The organism is Mesorhizobium sp. WSM4871, from assembly GCF_055811295.1.
On the sequence record NZ_JBVVPU010000011.1, the window covers coordinates 226,163 to 244,729 of the forward strand.

The window sequence follows — 18,567 nt, forward strand, 5'->3', positions numbered from 1 at the left end:
CCGGTTGGAGCATGGGTTCGAAAAACAGTGGTTCCCCTCTGCCTGCCATGGCCCGTGCCCGCAAGGGGATATTGCATAAATCGTTTGACGGCTTCGCTTCGACCTCGCCTGAAGATCAACGAACGCAACCTTCAGGTGATCAGGAGCACTACGCGACCTCGCCGATGCGCAACATGTGGTTGTCCCAGACATAGTCCGGCTCGGAGCGCGTCGCACCGCCCGCTTCGACGATTTCGCCCGTGCCTGTCGTTGCCATGAAGCTCGTTCCATCCGGCGCCACGCCGCAGACTTCGACCAGTGCGCTGGTGGCAAGGATACGGCCGCTGGCTGCGTCGAGGACGGCCAGTGAATTGCCTTCAGGCGAGGACACGGCGACGGTGCCGGCGGCAGGGTTCGCGGCGACCGAGCCGATATAGTTCCTGAAGCCCGAGAGCACGTCTTGCGGCATGTCGAGCAGTTGCAATTCCTTGCCGCGCGCGGCCCGGCCGACCAGCAGCGGGCGGTCCGTGCCCGGCCCCCGGTACTGGCAACCGAACCAGATCGTGCCGGACTGGTCGGCATCCATGTGACGGATCGACAATTGGTGCAGCTTCGGCGGCAGCTCGTGCTTTTCGATGAGATCGCCGGTGATCCTGTCGACCAGCACATAGGACGGCTGCATCGTCGCGATGTTGAGCTCGGCGCGGCCGTAGTCCGGATGGGTCTCGATGCCGCCATTGGCGACGGCGATGGTGCGGCCATCGCCCAGCAGCAAAAGCTCGTGCGGCCCCATGCCATAGGTCGGGAACTCACTGACACGCTTGAATTTTTTGCGCGCGTCGTAAACGCCGACGACGCCGGCGGCATTGTCGAAATCATTCTCGGTGGCGTAGAGCAGCGCACCGTCGGTCGAAAACACGCCATGACCGAAGAAATGCCGGCCGGGGATGCTGGCGATGGTCAGCGGCGCGACGCGGCCGGTGTGGTCGAAGACGACGGCAAAGGTGCCGGGCTGCCTAGCAAAAACCACCGAGCGTTTCGATACCGGATCGAAGGTGACGTCATGACCGCGATCGGGCAGGTCGATCGCATGCAGCAGCTTGCCGGCCTCGGACAGGATGGCCGCGCCATAGCTGCCGTCGCGCCTGACGAAGGCGGTGGCAAAGACGGCATCAGTGCCAAGCGTCTCTGCCCAGGCCGAAGGCGCCATCGCCGCGATGAAACCCGCGCCTGCCGCCTTGAGGAAATCGCGGCGGTCGGTCAAAGGCGTGCGCATGCTCAGTCCCCATCCAGCGACGAAAACCCGGCGGTCAGGCCGAATTCAGCGGTCAGCCTGGTGCCGATCAGGGTCGTCAGGCTGGATGTCACCAGCGAGAAATGGTCGAGCTTCTGGCGTTGCGCCGGGTCGGCAAGAACCTTGGCGATCGGGCCCTTGACGACCGAGGCGTCGGCCGCCCCGTTGACGAACTGGATATGGATCGATTCCGCCATCCAGCGCGCGTCGGGCGGCAGCGCGTCGCCGAGCCGCGAGGCCTGGAACAGCGCATCCATCCCCGACAGATTTCCGGCCAGCGAACGCGTCGTGTTTTCGGAGCGCCAGTAGATCGCCTGCTTCGGCTTGTCGGTCTCCGGGCTGCCGCCGAAAAACCCTTTCAGCCGCACGTCGCGGACCATCTCCAGCTCGTTGATGAAGACGCCGACCAGTTCGGTCACGGCTTCGGTGCCGTCGCGGTAAAGCGCATTTTGCGGCCCCGGATTGGCCCAGAGCGCGGCAAAGCCATCGGGCTTGTTCCAGGCGTCGCTGACATCGGCGGCAATCGTTTCGATGTTGCCGGCGACAGCCGCGCCATAGGCGCAACGATAGGGATCGTCCTTGCCGGAGAGCGTTTCCGCGCCATCGCCGTAAAGCACGAATTCCAGGGCGCCTAGCCCTTGCATGGCGACACTCTTGCTGGCCAACTGCACCGGATCGGTGGCGGTCGGATCCTTCCCTGCCAACGCCGCCTGCACCTGCCTCAGGCCGATGCTTTTGCGGTCCGGCCAGTAAAGCATGCGTTCCAGCCGGTTGTTCTCCTTGATCGGTCCGAAACCGATGATCTCGGCGACCGACCAGGCATCGACCGTGGCCGAAAACGCGGCGCGCGCCGCATCGAGCTCCTTTTGCGAGGGCGCGGTGCACAGACTGCGCATCGATTTGGTCAAGGTTTCAGCGTGCTGGTGCAAGCTGGCGTAGGCCGGACGCACGAAACCGTCGATCGCCCGCTGGATGATGTCGGAGGCCTTGACCGCCGCCGGCGCCGGGTGGGCGCCGAGCAGAACCAACGGCAGAACAAGAGCAGGCAAAAGACGTTTCAGCATCAGAGCGACTCCAGGAATTTCACCAGCGCATCGCGGTCGGCCGCATTGGCGGCGGCAAAGCGGTCGCGCGCCTTCCGTGCCTCGCCGCCATGCCAAAGAATGGCCTCGGCCAAGGTGCGGGCGCGCCCGTCATGCAGGAAGAAATTGTTGCCGTTGACGATCTCGGTCAGGCCGATCCCCCATAGCGGCGGAGTGCGCCATTCGCTGCCCGTCGCCTCGCCCACGGCCTGCCCATCGGCCAGACCCGGCCCCATGTCGTGCAGCAGGAAGTCGGAATACGGCCAGATCAGTTGAAAGGCTTGCGCCTTGTTGGGCGCGTCGCGACGGGTGACGAATTTCGGCGTGTGGCAGGAGATGCAGCCCATGTCGTAGAAGAGCTTCTTGCCGGCGAGCACTTGCCGTGTGTCGATATCGCGCCGCGCCGGCACCGCGAGGTTTTGCGAGTAGAAGGTGACGAGGTCCATGACCGGCGGCGGCGCCTCGACCGGACCGAGGCGCTTCTGCACACCGTTGGGCATGGCAAGACAAGCCTTTTCGGCAGCGGTGCAGTCGCCCTCGCTTTTCGGCATTTCGGGCGTCGAGATGCCGATGTCGCCCGAGAATGCATCCGCCGCCTGCTCGCGGATCGACGGCGTCTGCGCCTTCCAGCCAAAGCGGCCAAGCGTCAGCTCGCCGCTACGGCTATCGCGCACGATGTTTGGCTTGCCGGAAATGCCGTCACCGCCGCGGTCGTCCGGATCGGCATGGGCAAGGATGTCGGCCGGCGCGATCTGCTCGATCAGGCCGAGGCCGATCATCGGCGGCGTGAGGCGCGGCGACAGCGTGGTGTGCGGGTCGAGCGGCCCGTATCCCAGGCTGTCCACGGTGTAACTCGGCTTGCGCAGCGAAACGATGCTGCCGTCGCCGAGCGTCACCTTTTCTTCCCTGTAGTCGACATGCATCCTGCCCTCGCCCTTGAGGCCAGGCACCGCCAGTTCCTGCAGTTGCGAGCCGTAGACGGGATCGGGGAAATTGAGCGCCTTACGGTCGGCGAGCGCGGCTTTCTCCTCCTCATTGCTCGCATCGCGCGCCAGCCGCAGGAACATCGAGGTGGTGCGCGTGTCACCTTCCGGCGGATGGCCGCGGCCGTCCTTCAGATGGCAATTCTGGCAAGCCCGTTCGTTGAACAGCGGGCCAAGCCCGTCCGAGGCCTGCGTCGAGGATGGCGACGACACCCAGTTCTTGCGGAAAAGGGCGTTGCCGAGCTTGAACGTGCCTTCTTCCTCGAAGGTGATGTTGGCGGAGGATTGCGAGAAGGCGTCGCGGTTGGCGTCCTTGCGCGACGTGCCGGCGCCGCCTTGCATCAACTCGAACTGCTCGGGCCTGGAAAAATCAGTGGTTGGCCTGGTGACGGCGATGACGCGCGCCAGATCCTTCGGCGTCAGATCGGTACGGCTGGTGGCGAGGCCCGCCGGTTCCGGCGGGCCGGCCAGTGCCGTGGCGGCAAACGACGCCAAAACGACAAGCGAAAGCCCGCGAAGCAATCGGTATCGCGGGTTTTGGAGGGACGGCAGGCCAAAATTCCCCGCCCGCCGCAGGCGGCGCAAGAATGCTAGGGGGCGCCGCATTCCCGCATGTCCTTAATCCGACTCGTCAGCCGATGCGGCGTTGAGCTGGCCGTATTTTTCCTCGCCGATCGAGGCGAGCAGGTCGAGCTGGGTCTCGAGGAAGTCGATGTGACCTTCCTCGTCGGACAGCAATTCCTCGAACAGTTTCATCGACACGTAGTCGCCCGCTTCTTCGCAAATCTCGCGCGACCGCTTGTAGGCGGTGCGTGCGTCATACTCGCCGGCAAGATCGGATTCGAGCACTTCCTTGACATTCTGCCCTATGCGCAGCGGCGCCACGGACTGCAGGTTAGGATGGCCTTCGAGGAAGATGATGCGGGCCACGAGCCGGTCGGCATGGTGCATCTCCTCGATCGATTCCGCGCGTTCCTTCTTTGCCAGCTTGGCGTATCCCCAGTCTTCCAGCAGCCGGAAATGCACCCAGTACTGGTTGACGGCTCCAAGCTCCAGAAACAAAGCCTCGTTAAGCCGCTCGATGATCTGCTTTTCGCCCTTCATGGGTTCTGCTCCCGTATTGGATGCGCAGGCCTCTGACGCGATCCAGGTGTGAAACGATGTCCACGCCGCTCGCCTCCGAGCGGGCATGGTAGTTCTCGGTTACCCGAATGATCGTTTCGACCACATTTGGGAAGCAGCCGCAACAGCGACCGCGCTTCTGCATGGCATGATAGATCTTCGCCGGCACGATAAGTTGCCAGGGATCCTGATCCAGCAGCCCGACGATCGTCTGCTCAATCTCCTTCTCGGTGATGATGTTGCAATGGCAGATCAGCATTTATTTGCTCTGGCTGACGGCGTTCCCAGGCGCCGTGTGGCTGGTTTCGATGGAGGACGATCCTGAAGGTCCGCCCTTCGGGATCGTGCTCAAGGCTTACTGGAACACCTTGTCCGGCGCGTCGAGGCTGTCGGAGCCCTCGAAGGCGATGGCATTGAGCTTCAGGGAGCCTACAGCGCGTTCGATCGACTTGGTCTGGTCGACCAGCGCGTCGATCGCCGCCTGCACGGTGGCGTTGCCTTCAGTGTTGCCTTCGGCGATCTGCTCGTCATAGGCCTCGCCGGCAACAGCCCGCGCCTTGATCGCCTCCATCTTGGCGACAGTGACATCCAGCTTGTCCGACAGTTCCTTGTCGATCGCCGGATCGGCGGCCTTGACCATGTCGGATACCGACGGCCCCTCGACGACGCTGCCGTCGAGCCTGACGTAGCTGGCATGGTAAGCGGCGCGGATGCCGATCGCGTCATAAAGATGGGAGTTGTAGGTGTTGTCGGAGAAGCAGTCGTGCTCTTCCTCCGGATCGTGCAGCAGCAGGCCGAGCTTCATGCGCTCGCCGGCCAATTCGCCATAGGACAGCGAGCCCATGCCGGTGAAGATGGTCGAGATGCCGGCATTGGGTTCGCCGTCGACGAGGTTCTTGCGCGCGGCGCCGCCTTCCTTCCAGTCATTGACCATGTCCTGCAGGTCGGAAACCAGAAGGTCGCTCGCCGACTTCAGGTACTGCGCGCGGCGGTCGCAATTGCCGCCGGTGCAATTGGCAAGGTCGTAGTCCGTATAGGGCCGCTCGCCGGCGCCCGGGCCGGTGCCGTGCAGGTCCTGGCCCCAGAGCAGGAATTCGATGGCGTGATAGCCGGTGGCGACATTGGCCTCGATGCCGCCGGCCTCCTGCAGCGTGCCGGAGAGGAACTCCGGTGTCAGGTTCGTGGCGTCGACCTTCTTGCCGTCGATCTCGATCTCCTTGCTGGCGATCACATTGGCGGTATAGAGCGAGTTGGCGTCGGACTCGGTGCCGTAGCTCTTGGCGACATAGTCGATCAGGCCTTCGTCCAGCGGCCAGGCATTCACCTTGCCCTCCCAGTCGTCGACGATCTTGTTGCCGAAGCGGTAGACCTCGGTCTGCTGATAAGGGACCCGCGACGCCTTCCAGGCCTCGCGGGCGGCGTTCAGCGTTTCCACCGACGGCTTGGCGAGCAGCGCGTCGACCGCCTTGTCGAGCGCCTGCGCGGTGGTCAGCGAATCCTCATATTTGGCCAGCGCGATGTCGGAATAGGTCTTGATGACTGCCTTGGCATCGGTTTCGGCCTTGGCCGGCAGCACGAACACCGCCGCCGTCAACATAGCCGTAGCGCAGATCGCAGCCAGCCTGCCGCCATTGCGTACTGTCATCATCGTTCTCCAGTTTCTTGGAAATTCAGTAAAAGGCGCACGCGCCAACAGGCCCCAGGGCATTCGCATGCCGTCAAAGGCAAGAGACGCCGCGCCATTGCGCGGTTCGCGTAAGAAAGACACCGAAATGCCTCCAATCGAAAGGGTTCAAGGCCCAGACATCAAAGGGATGCGCTTGACGCGCAAGCTTCCATAACACGATGAAGGCGCCGGAAGTCAACTGGCATCGAAGAGAAAAATCAATTGAAACAACAGTTTAGAATAATTCTAAACTGCAAATATCAACTTTAAATGCCTTCACGTGCCGGCTTTTACCGTGAGATCTCGATTGACAGGCGGCCGTTCCGGGTGCGACCCCGACCAGGGCTCTTGCGGCGGCGCCAGACAATCGCCATGTGGCGGGACGTCCTAGAATCGAAAAAGAAAATCGGGCTGCGATGAAGAACGGTGTGGTCATTGTCGGTGCGGGTCACGCGGGCGTGCAAGCGGCCGCCAGCCTGCGCGAGGAGGGTTACGACGGGCCCGTGATCCTTGTCGGCGACGAGAGCGAGCTGCCCTATCACAAGCCGCCGCTGTCGAAGACCTTCATCAAGGACCAGGAAGCCAAACCGCAGCCGCTGCGCGGCGAGGCGTTCTACACAGGCAGCACCATCGACTACCGGCCAGGCATCAAGGTCGAGCGCATCGATGCCGCCGGCCAAAGGCTGGAAATATCAGGCGACGGCATGCTGCCTTTCGACCGGCTGATCCTGGCGACCGGTTCGCGGCCGCGCATGCTGCCTTTGCCAGGCGTCGATCTTTCCGGCGTGGTCTCGCTGCGCTCGCTCGCCGACGCGCGGCTGATCCGCGAACTCAGCGCGCAAAGCGAGGATGTCGTCATTCTCGGCGGCGGCTTCATCGGACTGGAGATCGCCGCGACGCTCAAGGCGGCCGGACGCAAGGTGACCGTTGTTGAAGCCGTCGACCGGCTGCTCGGCCGCGCGGTAGCGCCGGTCATCGCCAGCCATGTGCGGCAGCGCCTCGAAGCTATCGGTGTGCGCATCCTCACCGGCACTACGATCGCGCGGCTGGAAGGCGAAAACGGCCGCGTCTCGGCGGCGGTGACGTCGTCCGGCGAAAGGCTGCCGGCGCAGATGGTCATCATCGGCATCGGCGTGGTGCCGAATGTCGAGCTGGCGCAAGCCGCCGGCATCGCGATCGCCAACGGCATCCGCGTCGACCAGCAGATGCGCAGCTCAGTGCCCGAAATCCTCGCCATCGGCGATGCCGCTTCCTACCGGCACTGGTTCACCGGCGCGGATGTGCGGCTGGAATCGGTGCAGAACGCCACCGACCAGGCGCGGCTTGCCGCGCGCACCATTCTCGGCCATGCGGATGCTTTTGCGGCAGTGCCGTGGTTCTGGTCCGACATTGGCGACATGAAGCTGCAGATGGTCGGCCTGACCTCCGGCGGCCACAACCATGTCGTGCTGGGCGACCTCGGCGAGAACAAATTCTCGATCTACCACTATGCCGCAGACCGGCTGCTTGGCATCGAATCGGTCAACCGGCCGGGCGACCATATGCTCGGCCGCAAGATGCTCGGCGCCGGCTTTTCGCCGCCGCCGCAGAGCGTGGCGGCCGGACCCGACGCGCTGAAGGCGGCACTGGCCGTCTTCCAGGAGAACGAGCCCGCCAGAGCGGCGGGGTGATCTGACAGGTCAGGCAGCGCAGACTTCGCGGATCGAGCTTTCCAGAATGTCGAGAGCTTCGTTCATGACGTTGTCCTGGATGGTGATCGGCGCGAGGAAGCGGATGACATTGCCGTAGACGCCACAGGTGAGCAGGATCAGCCCCTTGTCGAGCGCCTTCAGCCGGACCGCATTGGCGATTTCCGCCGAGGGCAAGCCCTTCTTGACGTCGTTGAACTCGACCGCATTCATGAAGCCCGGACCTCTGATATCGACGATCTCGGGAACTTCGTCGCGGATCGACTGCAGCCGCTGCTTCAGCCGGGCTCCCAGCGCATTGGCGCGGTCGCAAAGCTTTTCCTCGTCGATCACGTCGAGCACCGCGTGCGCGGCGGCGACGCCGATCGGGCTGCCGCCATAGGTGCCGCCGAGGCCGCCGGGGTTCGGCGCATCCATGATCTCGGCGCGGCCGGTGACCGCCGCCAGCGGAAAGCCGCCGGCCAGGCTCTTGGCCATGGTGGTGATGTCGGCGGCCACCTCATGGTGATCCATGGCAAACATCTTGCCTGTGCGGGCAAAGCCGGTCTGCACCTCGTCGGCGACCAGGAGCATGCCATGCTGGTCGCAGATCTTGCGCAGCGCCGTCATGAAGTCGCGCGGCGCCTCGTAGAAGCCGCCCTCGCCCTGCACCGGCTCGACGATGATGGCGGCGACACGGGCCGGGTCGACATCGGCCTTGAACAGGCGGTCGAGCGCCGCCAGCGAATCGGCTGTAGAAACGCCATGCGGCGCCACCGGGAACGGTGCGTGGAAGACATCGGCCGGCATGGCGCCGAAGCCGACCTTGTAGGGCACGACCTTGCCGGTCAGCGCCATGCCCATAAAGGTGCGGCCATGGAAGCCGCCGGAAAAGGCGATGACGGCCGGACGACCGGTGGCGTTGCGGGCGATCTTGATGGCGTTCTCCACCGCCTCGGCGCCGGTGGTGACGAAAATCGTCTTCTTGTCGAACGCGCCGGGCAGCATGGCGTTCAGCCGCTCGGCCAGCCTGATATAGCTCTCATAGGGCACCACCTGGTGGCAGGTGTGGGTGAAGCGGTCGAGCTGCGCCTTCACCGCCTCGATCACCTTGGGGTGGCGGTGGCCGGTGTTGACGACGGCGATACCGGACGAGAAGTCGATATAGCGGCGGCCCTCGACGTCCCAGATCTCCGAATTCTCGGCGCGGTCGGCATAGATCTGCGTGGTCATGCCGACGCCGCGCGAGATCGACTGGTTCTTGCGTTCGGAAATGGCTGAGTTCTTCATGTTCGCCCCCTCGCCGGGCCGGCGCCCGTTCTCGTTTGGATGACTGCCGGAAATTGTTCTGACCTTATTTCACGTTTTCCTCAAGTTGGCACCGGTGGGAGGCGATTGGGCCTGCCGCCATTGGCGTCGCTGACAGTTGAGTTTGACTCACGCCGTCCGCACAAACCCCTCGCTCGCCCTGAGCAGGTTGCGCGTATAATCCTTGGTCACGCGGTGCCCGACAAGCTGGCTCGCCGTGAGATTCTCGACCGCCTCGCCGCTCTGCATGACCATCAGCCGCTCGCACATATGGGTGATGATGGCGAGGTCGTGGCTGACCATCAGAAAGGTCAGCTTGCGCCGCCGCCGGACCTCTTCGAGGAGGTTGAGCACTTCCGCCTGCACCGAGGCGTCGAGCGCCGAGGTCGGCTCGTCGAGCAGCAGGATCGACGGCTCGAGGATGAGTGCGCGGGCGATCGCCACGCGCTGGCGCTGGCCGCCTGACAATTGATGCGCATAGCGGAAGCGGAAGCCGGTGCCCAGGCCCACCTCGTCCAGCGCGCGCTCGATGCGCTTCTCGCCGTCGGCGAAGCGATGGATGGCGAGCGGCTCCTGCAACAGGCGGTCGACGGTCTGGCGCGGATGCAGCGAGCCGTAGGGATCCTGGAAGACCATCTGCACCTCGCGATAGAAGGCCTTGTCCCGGCCCTTGCCGAGGTTCTTGCCGTTGACGGTGATGCTGCCGGAGGCGACGGGCGCGAGGCCCGCGATTGCCCTCAGCAGCGTCGACTTGCCGGAACCGGACTCCCCGACGAGCCCATAGGACTCGCCTGACTTGACTTCGAGGCTGACGCCCTTCAGCGCGCGGAAGCGGTCGAAGATCACCTCCAACCCGTCGACGGAAAGCGCCGCATTCATACCGCCCACTCCGGCTTGCGGTCGAGCACCGGCAGCGGGTGGCGTTCGAAGCCGATCCTGGGCATGCAGTTGAGCAGGCCGCGCGTGTAGGGATGCTGCGCGTCGCGGAGCTCCGATGCCTTGAGCTGCTCGACCACCTTGCCGGCATACATGACGATCACCCGGTCGCAGAAGGAGGAGACCAGGCGCAAATCGTGCGAGATGAAGATCAGCCCCATGCCGCGCTCGCTGACCAGCCGGTCGAGGATGCCGAGCACGTCGAGCTGCACGGTGACGTCGAGCGCCGAGGTCGGCTCGTCGGCGATCATCATCTCGGGACCGGCAATCAGCATCATGGCGATCATGGCGCGCTGGCCCATGCCGCCGGAAACCTCATGCGGATGCAAGTCGAAAACCCGCGAAGGGTCGCGGATCTGCACAGCCTCCAGCATGGCGAGCGCGCGGTCGCGGGCTTCCGCCTTTCCGACCTTCTCATGCGTGCGCAGCGTCTCGACGATCTGGCGGCCGATGCTCATCACCGGGTCGAGCGAATATTTCGGATCCTGCAGGATCATGGCGATGCGTTTTCCCCGCAGCGCCCGGCGCTCGCGCGCCGGCGCGGCAAGCAGGTCGATGCCGTCGAAAGCGAGCGTCCTGGCCGTCACCTGCGCCTGCGGCGGCGTCAGGCCCATGATGGCGCGGCCGGTCTGCGACTTGCCTGAGCCGCTCTCGCCGACAATGCCCAGCCGCTCGCGGCCAAGCGAGAAGGAAACGCCGCGCACCGCCTGGACCTGGCCGATGCGCGTCGGAAAGGTGACGCGCAGGTCCTCGACCTCCAGCAACGTCTGGCCGCTCATTGGTCGCCGCTCCGGGGATCGAGGGCGTCGCGCAGGCCGTCACCGAGCAGGTTGAAGCCGAGGCTGACGATAAGGATGGCAAAGCCCGGTGCGCCGGCCACCCACCATTGGTCGAGCACGAAGCGGCGGCCCGACGCGATCATCGCGCCCCATTCCGGCAGCGGCGGCTGGGCGCCGAGGCCGAGGAAACCAAGGCCGGCGGCGGTCAGGATGATGCCGGCCATGTCGAGCGTCACCCTGACAATCAGCGACGAGATGCAGAGCGGCATGATGTGGCGCAGCACGATGCGGAATGGCGAAGCACCCATCAATTGCACCGCCTTGATGTAGTCGGAATTGCGCACGGTCAGCGTTTCGGCGCGCGCAATGCGGGCGTAGGGAGGCCATGAGGTGATGGCGATGGCGAGCACCGCATTCTCGATGCCGGGGCCAAGTGCAGCGACAAAGGCCAGCGCCAGGATCAGCTTCGGAAAGGCCAGAAAGATGTCGGTGATGCGCATCAGGATCGCATCGATCCAGCCGCCGGCATAACCGGCGACCGTGCCGACCAGCAGGCCGATAGGGGCGGCGATGACGGCGACGAGAATGACGACGTAGAGCGTCCATCTTGAGCCGAAGATGACGCGCGAAAAGATGTCGCGGCCGAGGTCGTCGGTGCCGAACCAGTGCTCCGCACTCGGCGCCAGCAGGCGCGAGCCCTTGAGGTCGCCGAATGTCGGAGAATAGGGCGCCAGTACATTGGCAAGGGCGGCGACCACGAGCAAAGCAATGATGATGAGCAGGCCGAGAAACGCCAGCCGGTTGGCGGAAAAGCGCCGCCACGCCACATAGGCGCGGCCGAGCCTTGCCTGCATGCGCGACGCCGGCCGCTCGCTGAGCAGCCAGTCGCGACGGCTCTGGATCGTCTCAGCGCTCATCGTACCTTGGTCCTTGGATCGAGCACCCGGTAGAGCAGATCGGACAGGAGGTTGATGCCGATGAAGACCGAGCCGATGACGATGGTGCCGCCGAGCACGGCGTTCATATCGGCGTTCTGCAGGGAATTGGTGATATAGAGGCCGATGCCCGGCCACGAAAACACGGTCTCGGTCAGCACCGAGCCTTCGAGCAGGCCGGCATAGGAAAGCGCAATCACGGTGACCATCGGCACCGCCGCGTTGCGCAGCGCGTGGCCCCAGATGATGCGTGTTTCCGACAGGCCCTTGGCGCGCGCCGCGACGATATATTCCTGCGCAAGTTCGTTCAGCATGAACGAGCGCGTCATGCGGCTGATATAGGCGAGCGAGAAATAGCCGAGCAGCGAGGCCGGCAGGATGATGTGGCGGAAGGCATCGCGAAACACATCCCACTGCCGCTGCCACAGCGCATCCAGAAGATAGAAGCCGGTTGTCGGCGTGAAGGTGTATTCGTAGACGATATCAAGGCGGCCGGGAAAAGCCACCCATTGCAGCCTAGCATAGAACAGCACAAGCGCCAGCAACCCCAGCCAGAAGATCGGCACGGAATAACCAACCAGGCCGATGATGCGCACGACCTGGTCGATAATGCTGCCGCGCTTGACGGCGGCCAGCACGCCGAGCGGCACGCCGATCACCGAACCGATCAGCGTCCCCAGCGTCGCCAGTTCGATCGTCGCCGGAAAGGCGCGGCGGATGTCGGTCATGACCGGATTGGTGGTCAGCACCGATGTGCCGAAATCACCATTCAGGGCATTCTTCACATAGATGTAGAACTGCTCGATCAGCGGCAGGTCGAGCCCCATCTCGCGGCGCGTGCGCTCGACGACATTGGCCGGCGCCCGGTCGCCGAGCACCGCCAGCACCGGGTCGATCGGGATCACCCGGCCGATGAAGAAGGTCACCGCGAGAAGACCGAGATAGGTGGTTATCGCGATGGCCAGGAAACGGACGATCGATGACGCGACAGCGACGGCACGGGCGCTGCCGCGCCCTGCGGTCGCTTCGCTTTCAACCGTGCTCATGCGGCGCGTCCGCCGGCATCACTCCTTGGAGATCTGGCCGACGAAGTTGGTATCGAAGCTCGGGCCGAGCGCGAAGCCCTTGAGGTTCTTGCGCAGGCCGGCCACTTCCAGCTGCTGGTGAACGATGATGAAAGGACTGGTTTCGAGGATCTTCTTCTGCAGATCCTGGTACATTGCGGCGCGCTTGGCCGGATCCTTCTCGAGCAGGGCCGCTTCGGTTTCCTTGGTCAAGTCCGGAATGTCCCAGGCGTTGCGCCAGGCAAGCGTCTTGGTCTTGCCTTCATCCGAATTGTCGGGGTTGCTGGCGAACGTCTGGGCATTGGAGTTCGGATCGAAATAATCCTGGCCCCACTGGCCGATGTAGATGTCGTGGTTGCGGGCGCGGTATTTGGTCAGCGTCTGCTTGCCGTCGCCGGGGATGATTTCCAGCTTGATGCCAGCCTGTCCCAGCGTCTGCTGGAACGATTCCGCCATGCCGGTCACCGGCTGGGTGTTGCGTACGTCCATGGTGACGCTGAAGCCGTCGGCCAAGCCGGCCTTGGCGAGCAGTTCCTTGGCTTTGGCGACGTCGAATTTGAAAGGATTCTCGTCCAGCTCGCCGAGCACGCCTTTCGGCAGGAAGGTCTGGTGGATCTCGCCGATGCCCTTGAGGATGGTCGAGCTCAAGGCATCATAGTCGACGAGATATTTGAAGGCCTGCCGAACCTCCGGCTTGGCGAGGTTCGGGTTCTTCTGGTTGAGGCTGATGTAATAGACTGTGCCCTTCGGCGCGCTGGTGGTGGTGAGATCGGCGTTCTTGGCGATGGCGTCGAGGTCGTTCGGCTCGAGATTGCGGGCAACGTCGATATCGCCGGCCTCGAGCGCCAGGCGCTGGCCAGAGCTTTCCTTCATGTTGCGGTAGATGACGCGGGCAAGCTTGGCCTTTTCGCCGTAATAATTGTCGTTCCGCTCCATCACGACGACCTCGTTGGCCCGCCATTCGCGCAACTTGAACTGGCCGGAGCCGGCATAGCCGGTCTTCAGCCAGGCATTGCCGAAGTCATTGTCCCATTTGTAGTCGGCGCTCGGCGTCACCGCGGCGACATGTTCCTTGACCAGCTTGGCGTCAACGACCGAGGCAACGGTTGCCGACAGGCAGTTCAGCACGAAGCTCGGCGCATAGGCCTTGTCGACGGTGAACTGGAAGGTGGCGTCATCGACGGCCTTGGCTTTTTCGGCGACATTGTCGCCGCTGATGCCGAACTGCCCGATGATGAAGGCCGGGCTCTTGTCGAGCTTGATGGCGCGCTCGAAGGAATAGGCGACGTCGGCCGCCGTGATTGGATTGCCCGAAGCGAACTTCAGGCCGGGCTTGAGCTTGAAGGTATAGACCAGGCCATCGTCGGAGACGGTCCAGCTCTCGGCGAGATCGCCCTTGACCTTGGAGGTGTCGCTGAGGTCGAGGCGGACCAGAAGATCATAGGTGTTGCCGGTGACCTCGGCGGTCGACAGCTCGAACGCCTCGCCCGGATCCATGGAGATGATGTCGTCGATCGCGAAGCCCTCGACCAGCGTGTCGGCGGGCGTGACGGCAAGGGCGGGCGCGCCGGCCAAAAGCAGCGCGGACATGGCCGCGCCAGCGAGCAAGGTACGCGAGCGAAGAGCAAACTTTTCCATCATCATGGTGATTGTTCCCTGTTTTGTTGACCTGAGTTCCCGGCTCAGGTTGAAATGTTCTTTTTCGGGGTCGGACGATCGCCCCGACCGCATACCGTCGTGGTTTTTGTCCAGTTGGTCAACACCCTTGTCCGGCCGCTTCAGGACCGGCGGCAAGCATTTGCAGGACAGCGTATCGGGTCGGAACGGGCCAGGTCGAGTCGACAAGCCGCCGTTTGTTTCGATGAACCGCCGCAAACGTTCGAGAGCGACCTAAGCCCTCAACGTCGTCATCCTTGGGCGTAGCGACGCGAAGCGGAGCGAAGACCCAAGGATCCATGCCGTGACCCCAGCCAAAGAATGCAGTGGAGCAAGATTTTGCACCGCAGCGGCGCTCTGACGTCACGGCATGGCTTGTCGATGCGCTGGTAACGGCCGCTTGCCTCATCAAAAAAGTCGAGCCACAGCTTGGAGATGTCGCAGCCGATGTAGTTTTGCACTATCATGTCCATGCCTCTTCCTGTGGTGCGGGGTCTGCTTGTGACAGCCCCGTGCAACTGTTCAGGTTGATGGTTCACCGGTGGGAAGGGACCGAGCCATGCCGCGGCCTGTCCTCGAAAGGGCGACCAGGATCCTTTCGGCCTCCTTCCCACTTCAACCATAGCACCTGAACAACACACAGGATCCTGGGGTCTGCGCCGCGTCGCTTCGCTCCTTGCTTCGCCCCAGGATGACGAAGCGATGGGCGTTTCGGCTAATCTTCAACGCATGCGGTTCGTCAACACAACTAGCACTGCGGCTACTTAATCGCCGCGACCAGATCGGCGTCGGGAAAACAGGTGGCTGCCTGGCCGTTCTTGGCCTGCCATTTGCCGATCGACCGGCGCGTCTTGAACCCGGGCAGGCCGTCGGCGCTGCCGACATCATAGCCCTTGGCTTCCAGTGCCCGCTGCAGAGCGGCGATATCAGACCTGTGCAAACCGCCGACCGCGCCCCAGCTGCCCGAAAAATTGCTGTCGCCGTTGGCGATGCGGTCGGCTCCATGGCCGATGAACAGGGCATAGAGGTCGCTGGTGTTGTATTCCTTCAGCACGTAGAAATTCGGCGTGGCGATGAAGGCCGGACCGCTGCGGCCGGCCGGCATCAAGAGAAATCCTTCCTTCTTCAACTCGCTCGCCGGGAACGTCTTGCCGCCGACGCGCTTGATGCCCATCGCGGTCCACTCAGAAATCTTCTTGCCCTGGTCGGGGCCTTCGAGCGAGCAGGAAACGCTCTCGGGCACAGTCACCTCGAAGCCCCAGCCACGGCCCTTCACCCAGCCGTAATGCACGAGATAATTGGCGATCGAGGCCAGCGTGTCCGGCACCGAATTCCAGATATCGGCGCGGCCGTCGCCGTCGAAATCGACAGCGTGTTTGAGGAAGGAGGTCGGCATGAATTGCGGCTGACCGAGCGCGCCCGCCCAGGACGATTTCATCGCGCCGACCGGGGCCAGCCCGCGCTCGACGATTTCCAGCGCCGCCAAAAGCTCGGTGCGAAAGAAGTCCTTCCTGGTCGCCATGAACGCCTTGGTGCCCAGCACTTCGAAGGCGTCGTAAGGCATCTTCGCCGCGCCAAAACCGGTCTCGCGGCCCCAGATTGCCAACAGCACTTCGCCCGGCACGCCGTAGCGCTTCTCGATCGCGGCAAGCGTCCTGGCATTGGCCGCCTCGCGCCTCCGCCCGCCCGATGTGACGGCGCGAACCGTCTTTTCGGCGAAATAGGCGCCGGGCGAACCGAACTCCGCCTGATGCTGCTTCCGCGGCGTCGTCGCCTTCTTTCCCGGCAGCACGAGGTCGGGCAGTTTGAGGTTCGGTTTGACGCCGTCGAAGGCGGCATCGAAGGTTTTCTCGGAGATGCCTTTTGCCCTGGCTTCGGGCCAGAGGTCGTTCTGCAGCCAGCCGCGGAACTGGTCGTCGATTTTTGCGGCGGAGATGGGGGTGGAAATGAAAAGGCTGGCTAGCGCGGCTAAAAGAAATGCAAAGACGAGGTTGCGAAGGTTGCGTTCTGTCGCGCCCCCCTCTGTCCTGCCGGACATCTCCCCCTCAAGGGGGGAGATTCGCAGCTTCGTGGGCGGCGATCTTCTTCCAACGTTGGCGATTGGCGAAAGCAGTGATGATAGCCAATCTCCCCCCTTGAGGGGGAGATGTCCGGCAGGACAGAGGGGGGCGCGAAGGAATGCCGTCATTTCCATATGAGGCTCCCCCACCCCGTCAAAACGCCGTCCGCGAGCGCAGCGCGGCGGCCAGCGTGCCTTCGTCGAGATAATCGAGCTCGCCACCGACCGGCACGCCATGCGCCAGCCGCGTCACCTTGATCTCGAAGCCGGAGAGCTGATCCGTCAGGTAATGCGCCGTGGTCTGGCCCTCGACCGTGGCGTTGACGGCGAGGATGATCTCCTTGACCTCGCCACCGGCGACACGATCGACCAGCGAGCGTATGTTGAGCTGCTCGGGGCCGATGCCGTCGAGTGGCGACAGCGTGCCGCCAAGCACGTGATAGCGCACATTCATGGCCGCCGCCCGCTCCAGCGCCCAGAGATCAGAAACGTCCTCCACGACGATGAGCGTGCCGGCATCGCGGCGCGGATCGGTGCAGATCATGCAAGGGTCCGACGTATCGACGTTGCCGCAGGTCGAGCAGATGCGTACCTTGTCGAGCGCCTCGCTCATGGCGGCGGCGAGCGGCGACAGCAACTGCTCCTTTTTCTTGATGAGATGGAGCGCCGCGCGCCTGGCCGAACGGGGACCGAGCCCCGGCACCTTGGCCAGGAGCTGGATCAGGCGTTCGATCTCGGGACCGGCGATTCGCTTGGACATCGCATCGGTTTAGGATTTTTCCGCGCGCTTTGGAACAGTGTCCTCGGAGCGCAAGGACTGCTGCTGCCACGCAATTGCTTCGGATCGGCGCTGCCCCTCATTGCCCTGCCGGGCATTTCTCCCCGTATAGTGACGGGGAGAAAGGGCTGACCGCAACCTCGGCACCCTTGCTGCAAGGCTGATGATTGGCGAAATCATCAACGAGAGCGTCCTTCTCCCCGTCGCTTACGGGGAGAAGATGGCGGCAGCCAGATGAGGGGCGGCGCCGACCTCGACAGTCGATCGCCGTCAGTTCTCCTCGAGCGGCCGTGCCTGGCCGACGATCATCGCAGCGATGGCATCGGTGTTCTCGGGCGTTGGTTCAAACGCCATTGTCGGCTCGGCCGGCGCCGCCAGGGATGCGGTGACAGGTGGCGGTGCGGCAGTGCCGCCGAAACGGGCCGCGTCCGGTTCCTGCATCGGCTCTTGCATTGCCACGACGGTCTCGGGCGTTTCCTTCCTGGGGGTCGCGTTCGCAAAGGTTGCCTTTGCTGGCTTTGCCGGCAGCGAAGCCGCTGCTGTCACATAGGTTGCCTGGATGGGGGTCGCCTGGTCCGAAGTCATCCTGGCGGAGGTTGCCTTGGCCGCCTTTACCGGCGCGGCGGAGGCGACGAGCGTGACCGGAGCGGCAGGCGCCGACGTCCGCGGCGCGGCCTGGGCCACGGCGACCATCGGCTCGTCGGGCAGCGGCCTCCAGTTGCGTCCGCGCTTTTCATAGAAGGCGTTGCCGCCGGCAACCATGGTGTAGTGCATGTTCTTGTATGGGAAACGCAGGCCCGCGGTGTGGAAGAACATCGTGTTCTTCAGCTTGGTCTTGCGCTCGCCCTTGAGGACGGCCTCGGCGGCTTCCTCGACATCGGGCATCGCCTTGGAATTCATCGGCCGCGTCATCACGCCCGGCGCGAACTGGCCGCGCTCGCCGACCACCTGGCAGATGGTGTTGCCGTGCTTGCCGGAGCGCAGCCGGTTCATCACCACCGTGCCGACGGCAATCATGCCGTCACGGCTCGACCGGTTGGATTCGAAAAACATCGCCCGCTGCAGGCACTCCCTGTCCTTCGGCGTGTAACCATAGGCCCGCGAACTCAGGAAGCTCGGCGTTATCGCATCGGTCAGGCTGGACATGCCGTGCGAAGTGGTCTGGCTACAGGCGGCCAAAAACAACGGAGAAGTGACGACGCCGAGCAACAACGGCATCTTCCATGGGGTAGAGATCAAAAGTGTCCCCTCGTTTCTGC

16 protein-coding genes are annotated in these 18,567 nt (G+C 63.8%); 1 reads left to right on the forward strand and 15 read right to left on the reverse strand.

Features of this window, described 5'->3' with window-relative positions; genetic code table 11:
* Window positions 1–148: 148 nt before the first annotated feature.
* From AC0L2H_RS23015 to AC0L2H_RS23040, 6 genes are all read right to left on the reverse strand, one after another.
* Complete coding sequence (locus AC0L2H_RS23015) at window positions 149–1,255, reverse strand: DUF1513 domain-containing protein (RefSeq protein ID WP_473592341.1); 1,107 nt, start codon at window positions 1,253–1,255, stop codon at window positions 149–151.
* Window positions 1,256–1,257: 2 nt separating this feature from the next.
* On the reverse strand, window positions 1,258–2,337 hold the full coding sequence (locus AC0L2H_RS23020) for an imelysin family protein (protein WP_473592342.1): 1,080 nt from the start codon (window positions 2,335–2,337) through the stop codon (window positions 1,258–1,260).
* Window positions 2,337–3,860, reverse strand: a complete 1,524-nt coding sequence (locus AC0L2H_RS23025; protein ID WP_473592343.1) for a di-heme oxidoreductase family protein — start codon at window positions 3,858–3,860, stop codon at window positions 2,337–2,339. The genes AC0L2H_RS23020 and AC0L2H_RS23025 overlap by 1 nt, the downstream gene beginning before the upstream one ends.
* Window positions 3,861–3,956: 96 nt before the next feature.
* Window positions 3,957–4,442, reverse strand: coding sequence for a bacterioferritin (bfr, locus tag AC0L2H_RS23030; RefSeq protein ID WP_008872249.1), 486 nt, complete (start codon window positions 4,440–4,442; stop codon window positions 3,957–3,959).
* Window positions 4,408–4,719 (reverse strand): (2Fe-2S)-binding protein, encoded by a 312-nt coding sequence (locus tag AC0L2H_RS23035; RefSeq protein WP_006338010.1) that lies wholly within the window; start codon window positions 4,717–4,719, stop codon window positions 4,408–4,410. The genes bfr and AC0L2H_RS23035 overlap by 35 nt, the downstream gene beginning before the upstream one ends.
* A gap of 96 nt (window positions 4,720–4,815) precedes the next feature.
* Window positions 4,816–6,105 carry an imelysin family protein gene (locus AC0L2H_RS23040; RefSeq protein WP_473592344.1) on the reverse strand — a complete coding sequence of 430 codons (1,290 nt, stop codon included), beginning with the start codon at window positions 6,103–6,105 and terminating at the stop codon, window positions 4,816–4,818.
* Between the two features lie 437 nt (window positions 6,106–6,542).
* Here AC0L2H_RS23040 and AC0L2H_RS23045 point away from each other — a divergent pair, with 437 nt between their 5' ends.
* Window positions 6,543–7,796, forward strand: coding sequence for an NAD(P)/FAD-dependent oxidoreductase (locus tag AC0L2H_RS23045; protein WP_473592345.1), 1,254 nt, complete (start codon window positions 6,543–6,545; stop codon window positions 7,794–7,796).
* Window positions 7,797–7,805: 9 nt separating this feature from the next.
* Here AC0L2H_RS23045 and AC0L2H_RS23050 read toward each other — a convergent pair whose 3' ends face one another.
* The 9 genes from AC0L2H_RS23050 to AC0L2H_RS23090 form a co-directional block, all read right to left on the reverse strand.
* Window positions 7,806–9,083: a 4-aminobutyrate--2-oxoglutarate transaminase gene (locus tag AC0L2H_RS23050; protein WP_473592346.1), complete on the reverse strand. Its 1,278-nt coding sequence runs from the start codon at window positions 9,081–9,083 to the stop codon at window positions 7,806–7,808.
* Between the two features lie 147 nt (window positions 9,084–9,230).
* A complete protein-coding gene (locus AC0L2H_RS23055; protein WP_473592347.1) occupies window positions 9,231–9,980 on the reverse strand; it encodes an ABC transporter ATP-binding protein in 750 nt (249 codons plus the stop codon).
* Entirely contained in the window at window positions 9,977–10,816 is an 840-nt protein-coding gene (locus AC0L2H_RS23060; RefSeq protein WP_473592348.1) for an ABC transporter ATP-binding protein, read from the reverse strand. Before AC0L2H_RS23060 ends, AC0L2H_RS23055 begins: the two co-directional genes overlap by 4 nt.
* Window positions 10,813–11,733, reverse strand: coding sequence for a nickel transporter permease (nikC, locus tag AC0L2H_RS23065; RefSeq protein ID WP_352934111.1), 921 nt, complete (start codon window positions 11,731–11,733; stop codon window positions 10,813–10,815). Before nikC ends, AC0L2H_RS23060 begins: the two co-directional genes overlap by 4 nt.
* Window positions 11,730–12,797 carry an ABC transporter permease gene (locus AC0L2H_RS23070; protein ID WP_473592349.1) on the reverse strand — a complete coding sequence of 356 codons (1,068 nt, stop codon included), beginning with the start codon at window positions 12,795–12,797 and terminating at the stop codon, window positions 11,730–11,732. Before AC0L2H_RS23070 ends, nikC begins: the two co-directional genes overlap by 4 nt.
* An 18-nt stretch (window positions 12,798–12,815) precedes the next feature.
* Window positions 12,816–14,459, reverse strand: a complete 1,644-nt coding sequence (locus AC0L2H_RS23075; RefSeq protein ID WP_473592350.1) for an ABC transporter substrate-binding protein — start codon at window positions 14,457–14,459, stop codon at window positions 12,816–12,818.
* A 772-nt stretch (window positions 14,460–15,231) separates the two neighbouring features.
* Window positions 15,232–16,509, reverse strand: a complete 1,278-nt coding sequence (locus tag AC0L2H_RS23080) for a lytic murein transglycosylase (protein WP_473592351.1) — start codon at window positions 16,507–16,509, stop codon at window positions 15,232–15,234.
* Window positions 16,510–16,684: 175 nt separating this feature from the next.
* Window positions 16,685–17,290 (reverse strand): recombination mediator RecR, encoded by a 606-nt coding sequence (gene recR, locus AC0L2H_RS23085; RefSeq protein ID WP_473592352.1) that lies wholly within the window; start codon window positions 17,288–17,290, stop codon window positions 16,685–16,687.
* A 288-nt stretch (window positions 17,291–17,578) separates the two neighbouring features.
* On the reverse strand, window positions 17,579–18,547 hold the full coding sequence (locus tag AC0L2H_RS23090; protein WP_473592353.1) for a cell wall hydrolase: 969 nt from the start codon (window positions 18,545–18,547) through the stop codon (window positions 17,579–17,581).
* Window positions 18,548–18,567: the final 20 nt, after the last annotated feature.

Bases quoted from the DNA above. Each gene is read 5' to 3' on its own strand.
- recR (WP_473592352.1), bottom strand. From the start codon at position 17,290: ATGTCCAAGCGAATCGCCGGTCCCGAGATCGAACGCCTGATCCAGCTC.
- AC0L2H_RS23055 (WP_473592347.1), bottom strand. From the start codon at position 9,980: ATGAATGCGGCGCTTTCCGTCGACGGGTTGGAGGTGATCTTCGACCGC.
- AC0L2H_RS23075 (WP_473592350.1), bottom strand. From the start codon at position 14,459: ATGATGATGGAAAAGTTTGCTCTTCGCTCGCGTACCTTGCTCGCTGGC.
- AC0L2H_RS23015 (WP_473592341.1), bottom strand. From the start codon at position 1,255: ATGCGCACGCCTTTGACCGACCGCCGCGATTTCCTCAAGGCGGCAGGC.
- AC0L2H_RS23040 (WP_473592344.1), bottom strand. From the start codon at position 6,105: ATGACAGTACGCAATGGCGGCAGGCTGGCTGCGATCTGCGCTACGGCT.
- bfr (WP_008872249.1), bottom strand. From the start codon at position 4,442: ATGAAGGGCGAAAAGCAGATCATCGAGCGGCTTAACGAGGCTTTGTTT.
- AC0L2H_RS23020 (WP_473592342.1), bottom strand. From the start codon at position 2,337: ATGCTGAAACGTCTTTTGCCTGCTCTTGTTCTGCCGTTGGTTCTGCTC.
- nikC (WP_352934111.1), bottom strand. From the start codon at position 11,733: ATGAGCGCTGAGACGATCCAGAGCCGTCGCGACTGGCTGCTCAGCGAG.
- AC0L2H_RS23070 (WP_473592349.1), bottom strand. From the start codon at position 12,797: ATGAGCACGGTTGAAAGCGAAGCGACCGCAGGGCGCGGCAGCGCCCGT.
- AC0L2H_RS23080 (WP_473592351.1), bottom strand. From the start codon at position 16,509: ATGTCCGGCAGGACAGAGGGGGGCGCGACAGAACGCAACCTTCGCAAC.
- AC0L2H_RS23050 (WP_473592346.1), bottom strand. From the start codon at position 9,083: ATGAAGAACTCAGCCATTTCCGAACGCAAGAACCAGTCGATCTCGCGC.
- AC0L2H_RS23045 (WP_473592345.1), top strand. From the start codon at position 6,543: ATGAAGAACGGTGTGGTCATTGTCGGTGCGGGTCACGCGGGCGTGCAA.
- AC0L2H_RS23060 (WP_473592348.1), bottom strand. From the start codon at position 10,816: ATGAGCGGCCAGACGTTGCTGGAGGTCGAGGACCTGCGCGTCACCTTT.
- AC0L2H_RS23035 (WP_006338010.1), bottom strand. From the start codon at position 4,719: ATGCTGATCTGCCATTGCAACATCATCACCGAGAAGGAGATTGAGCAG.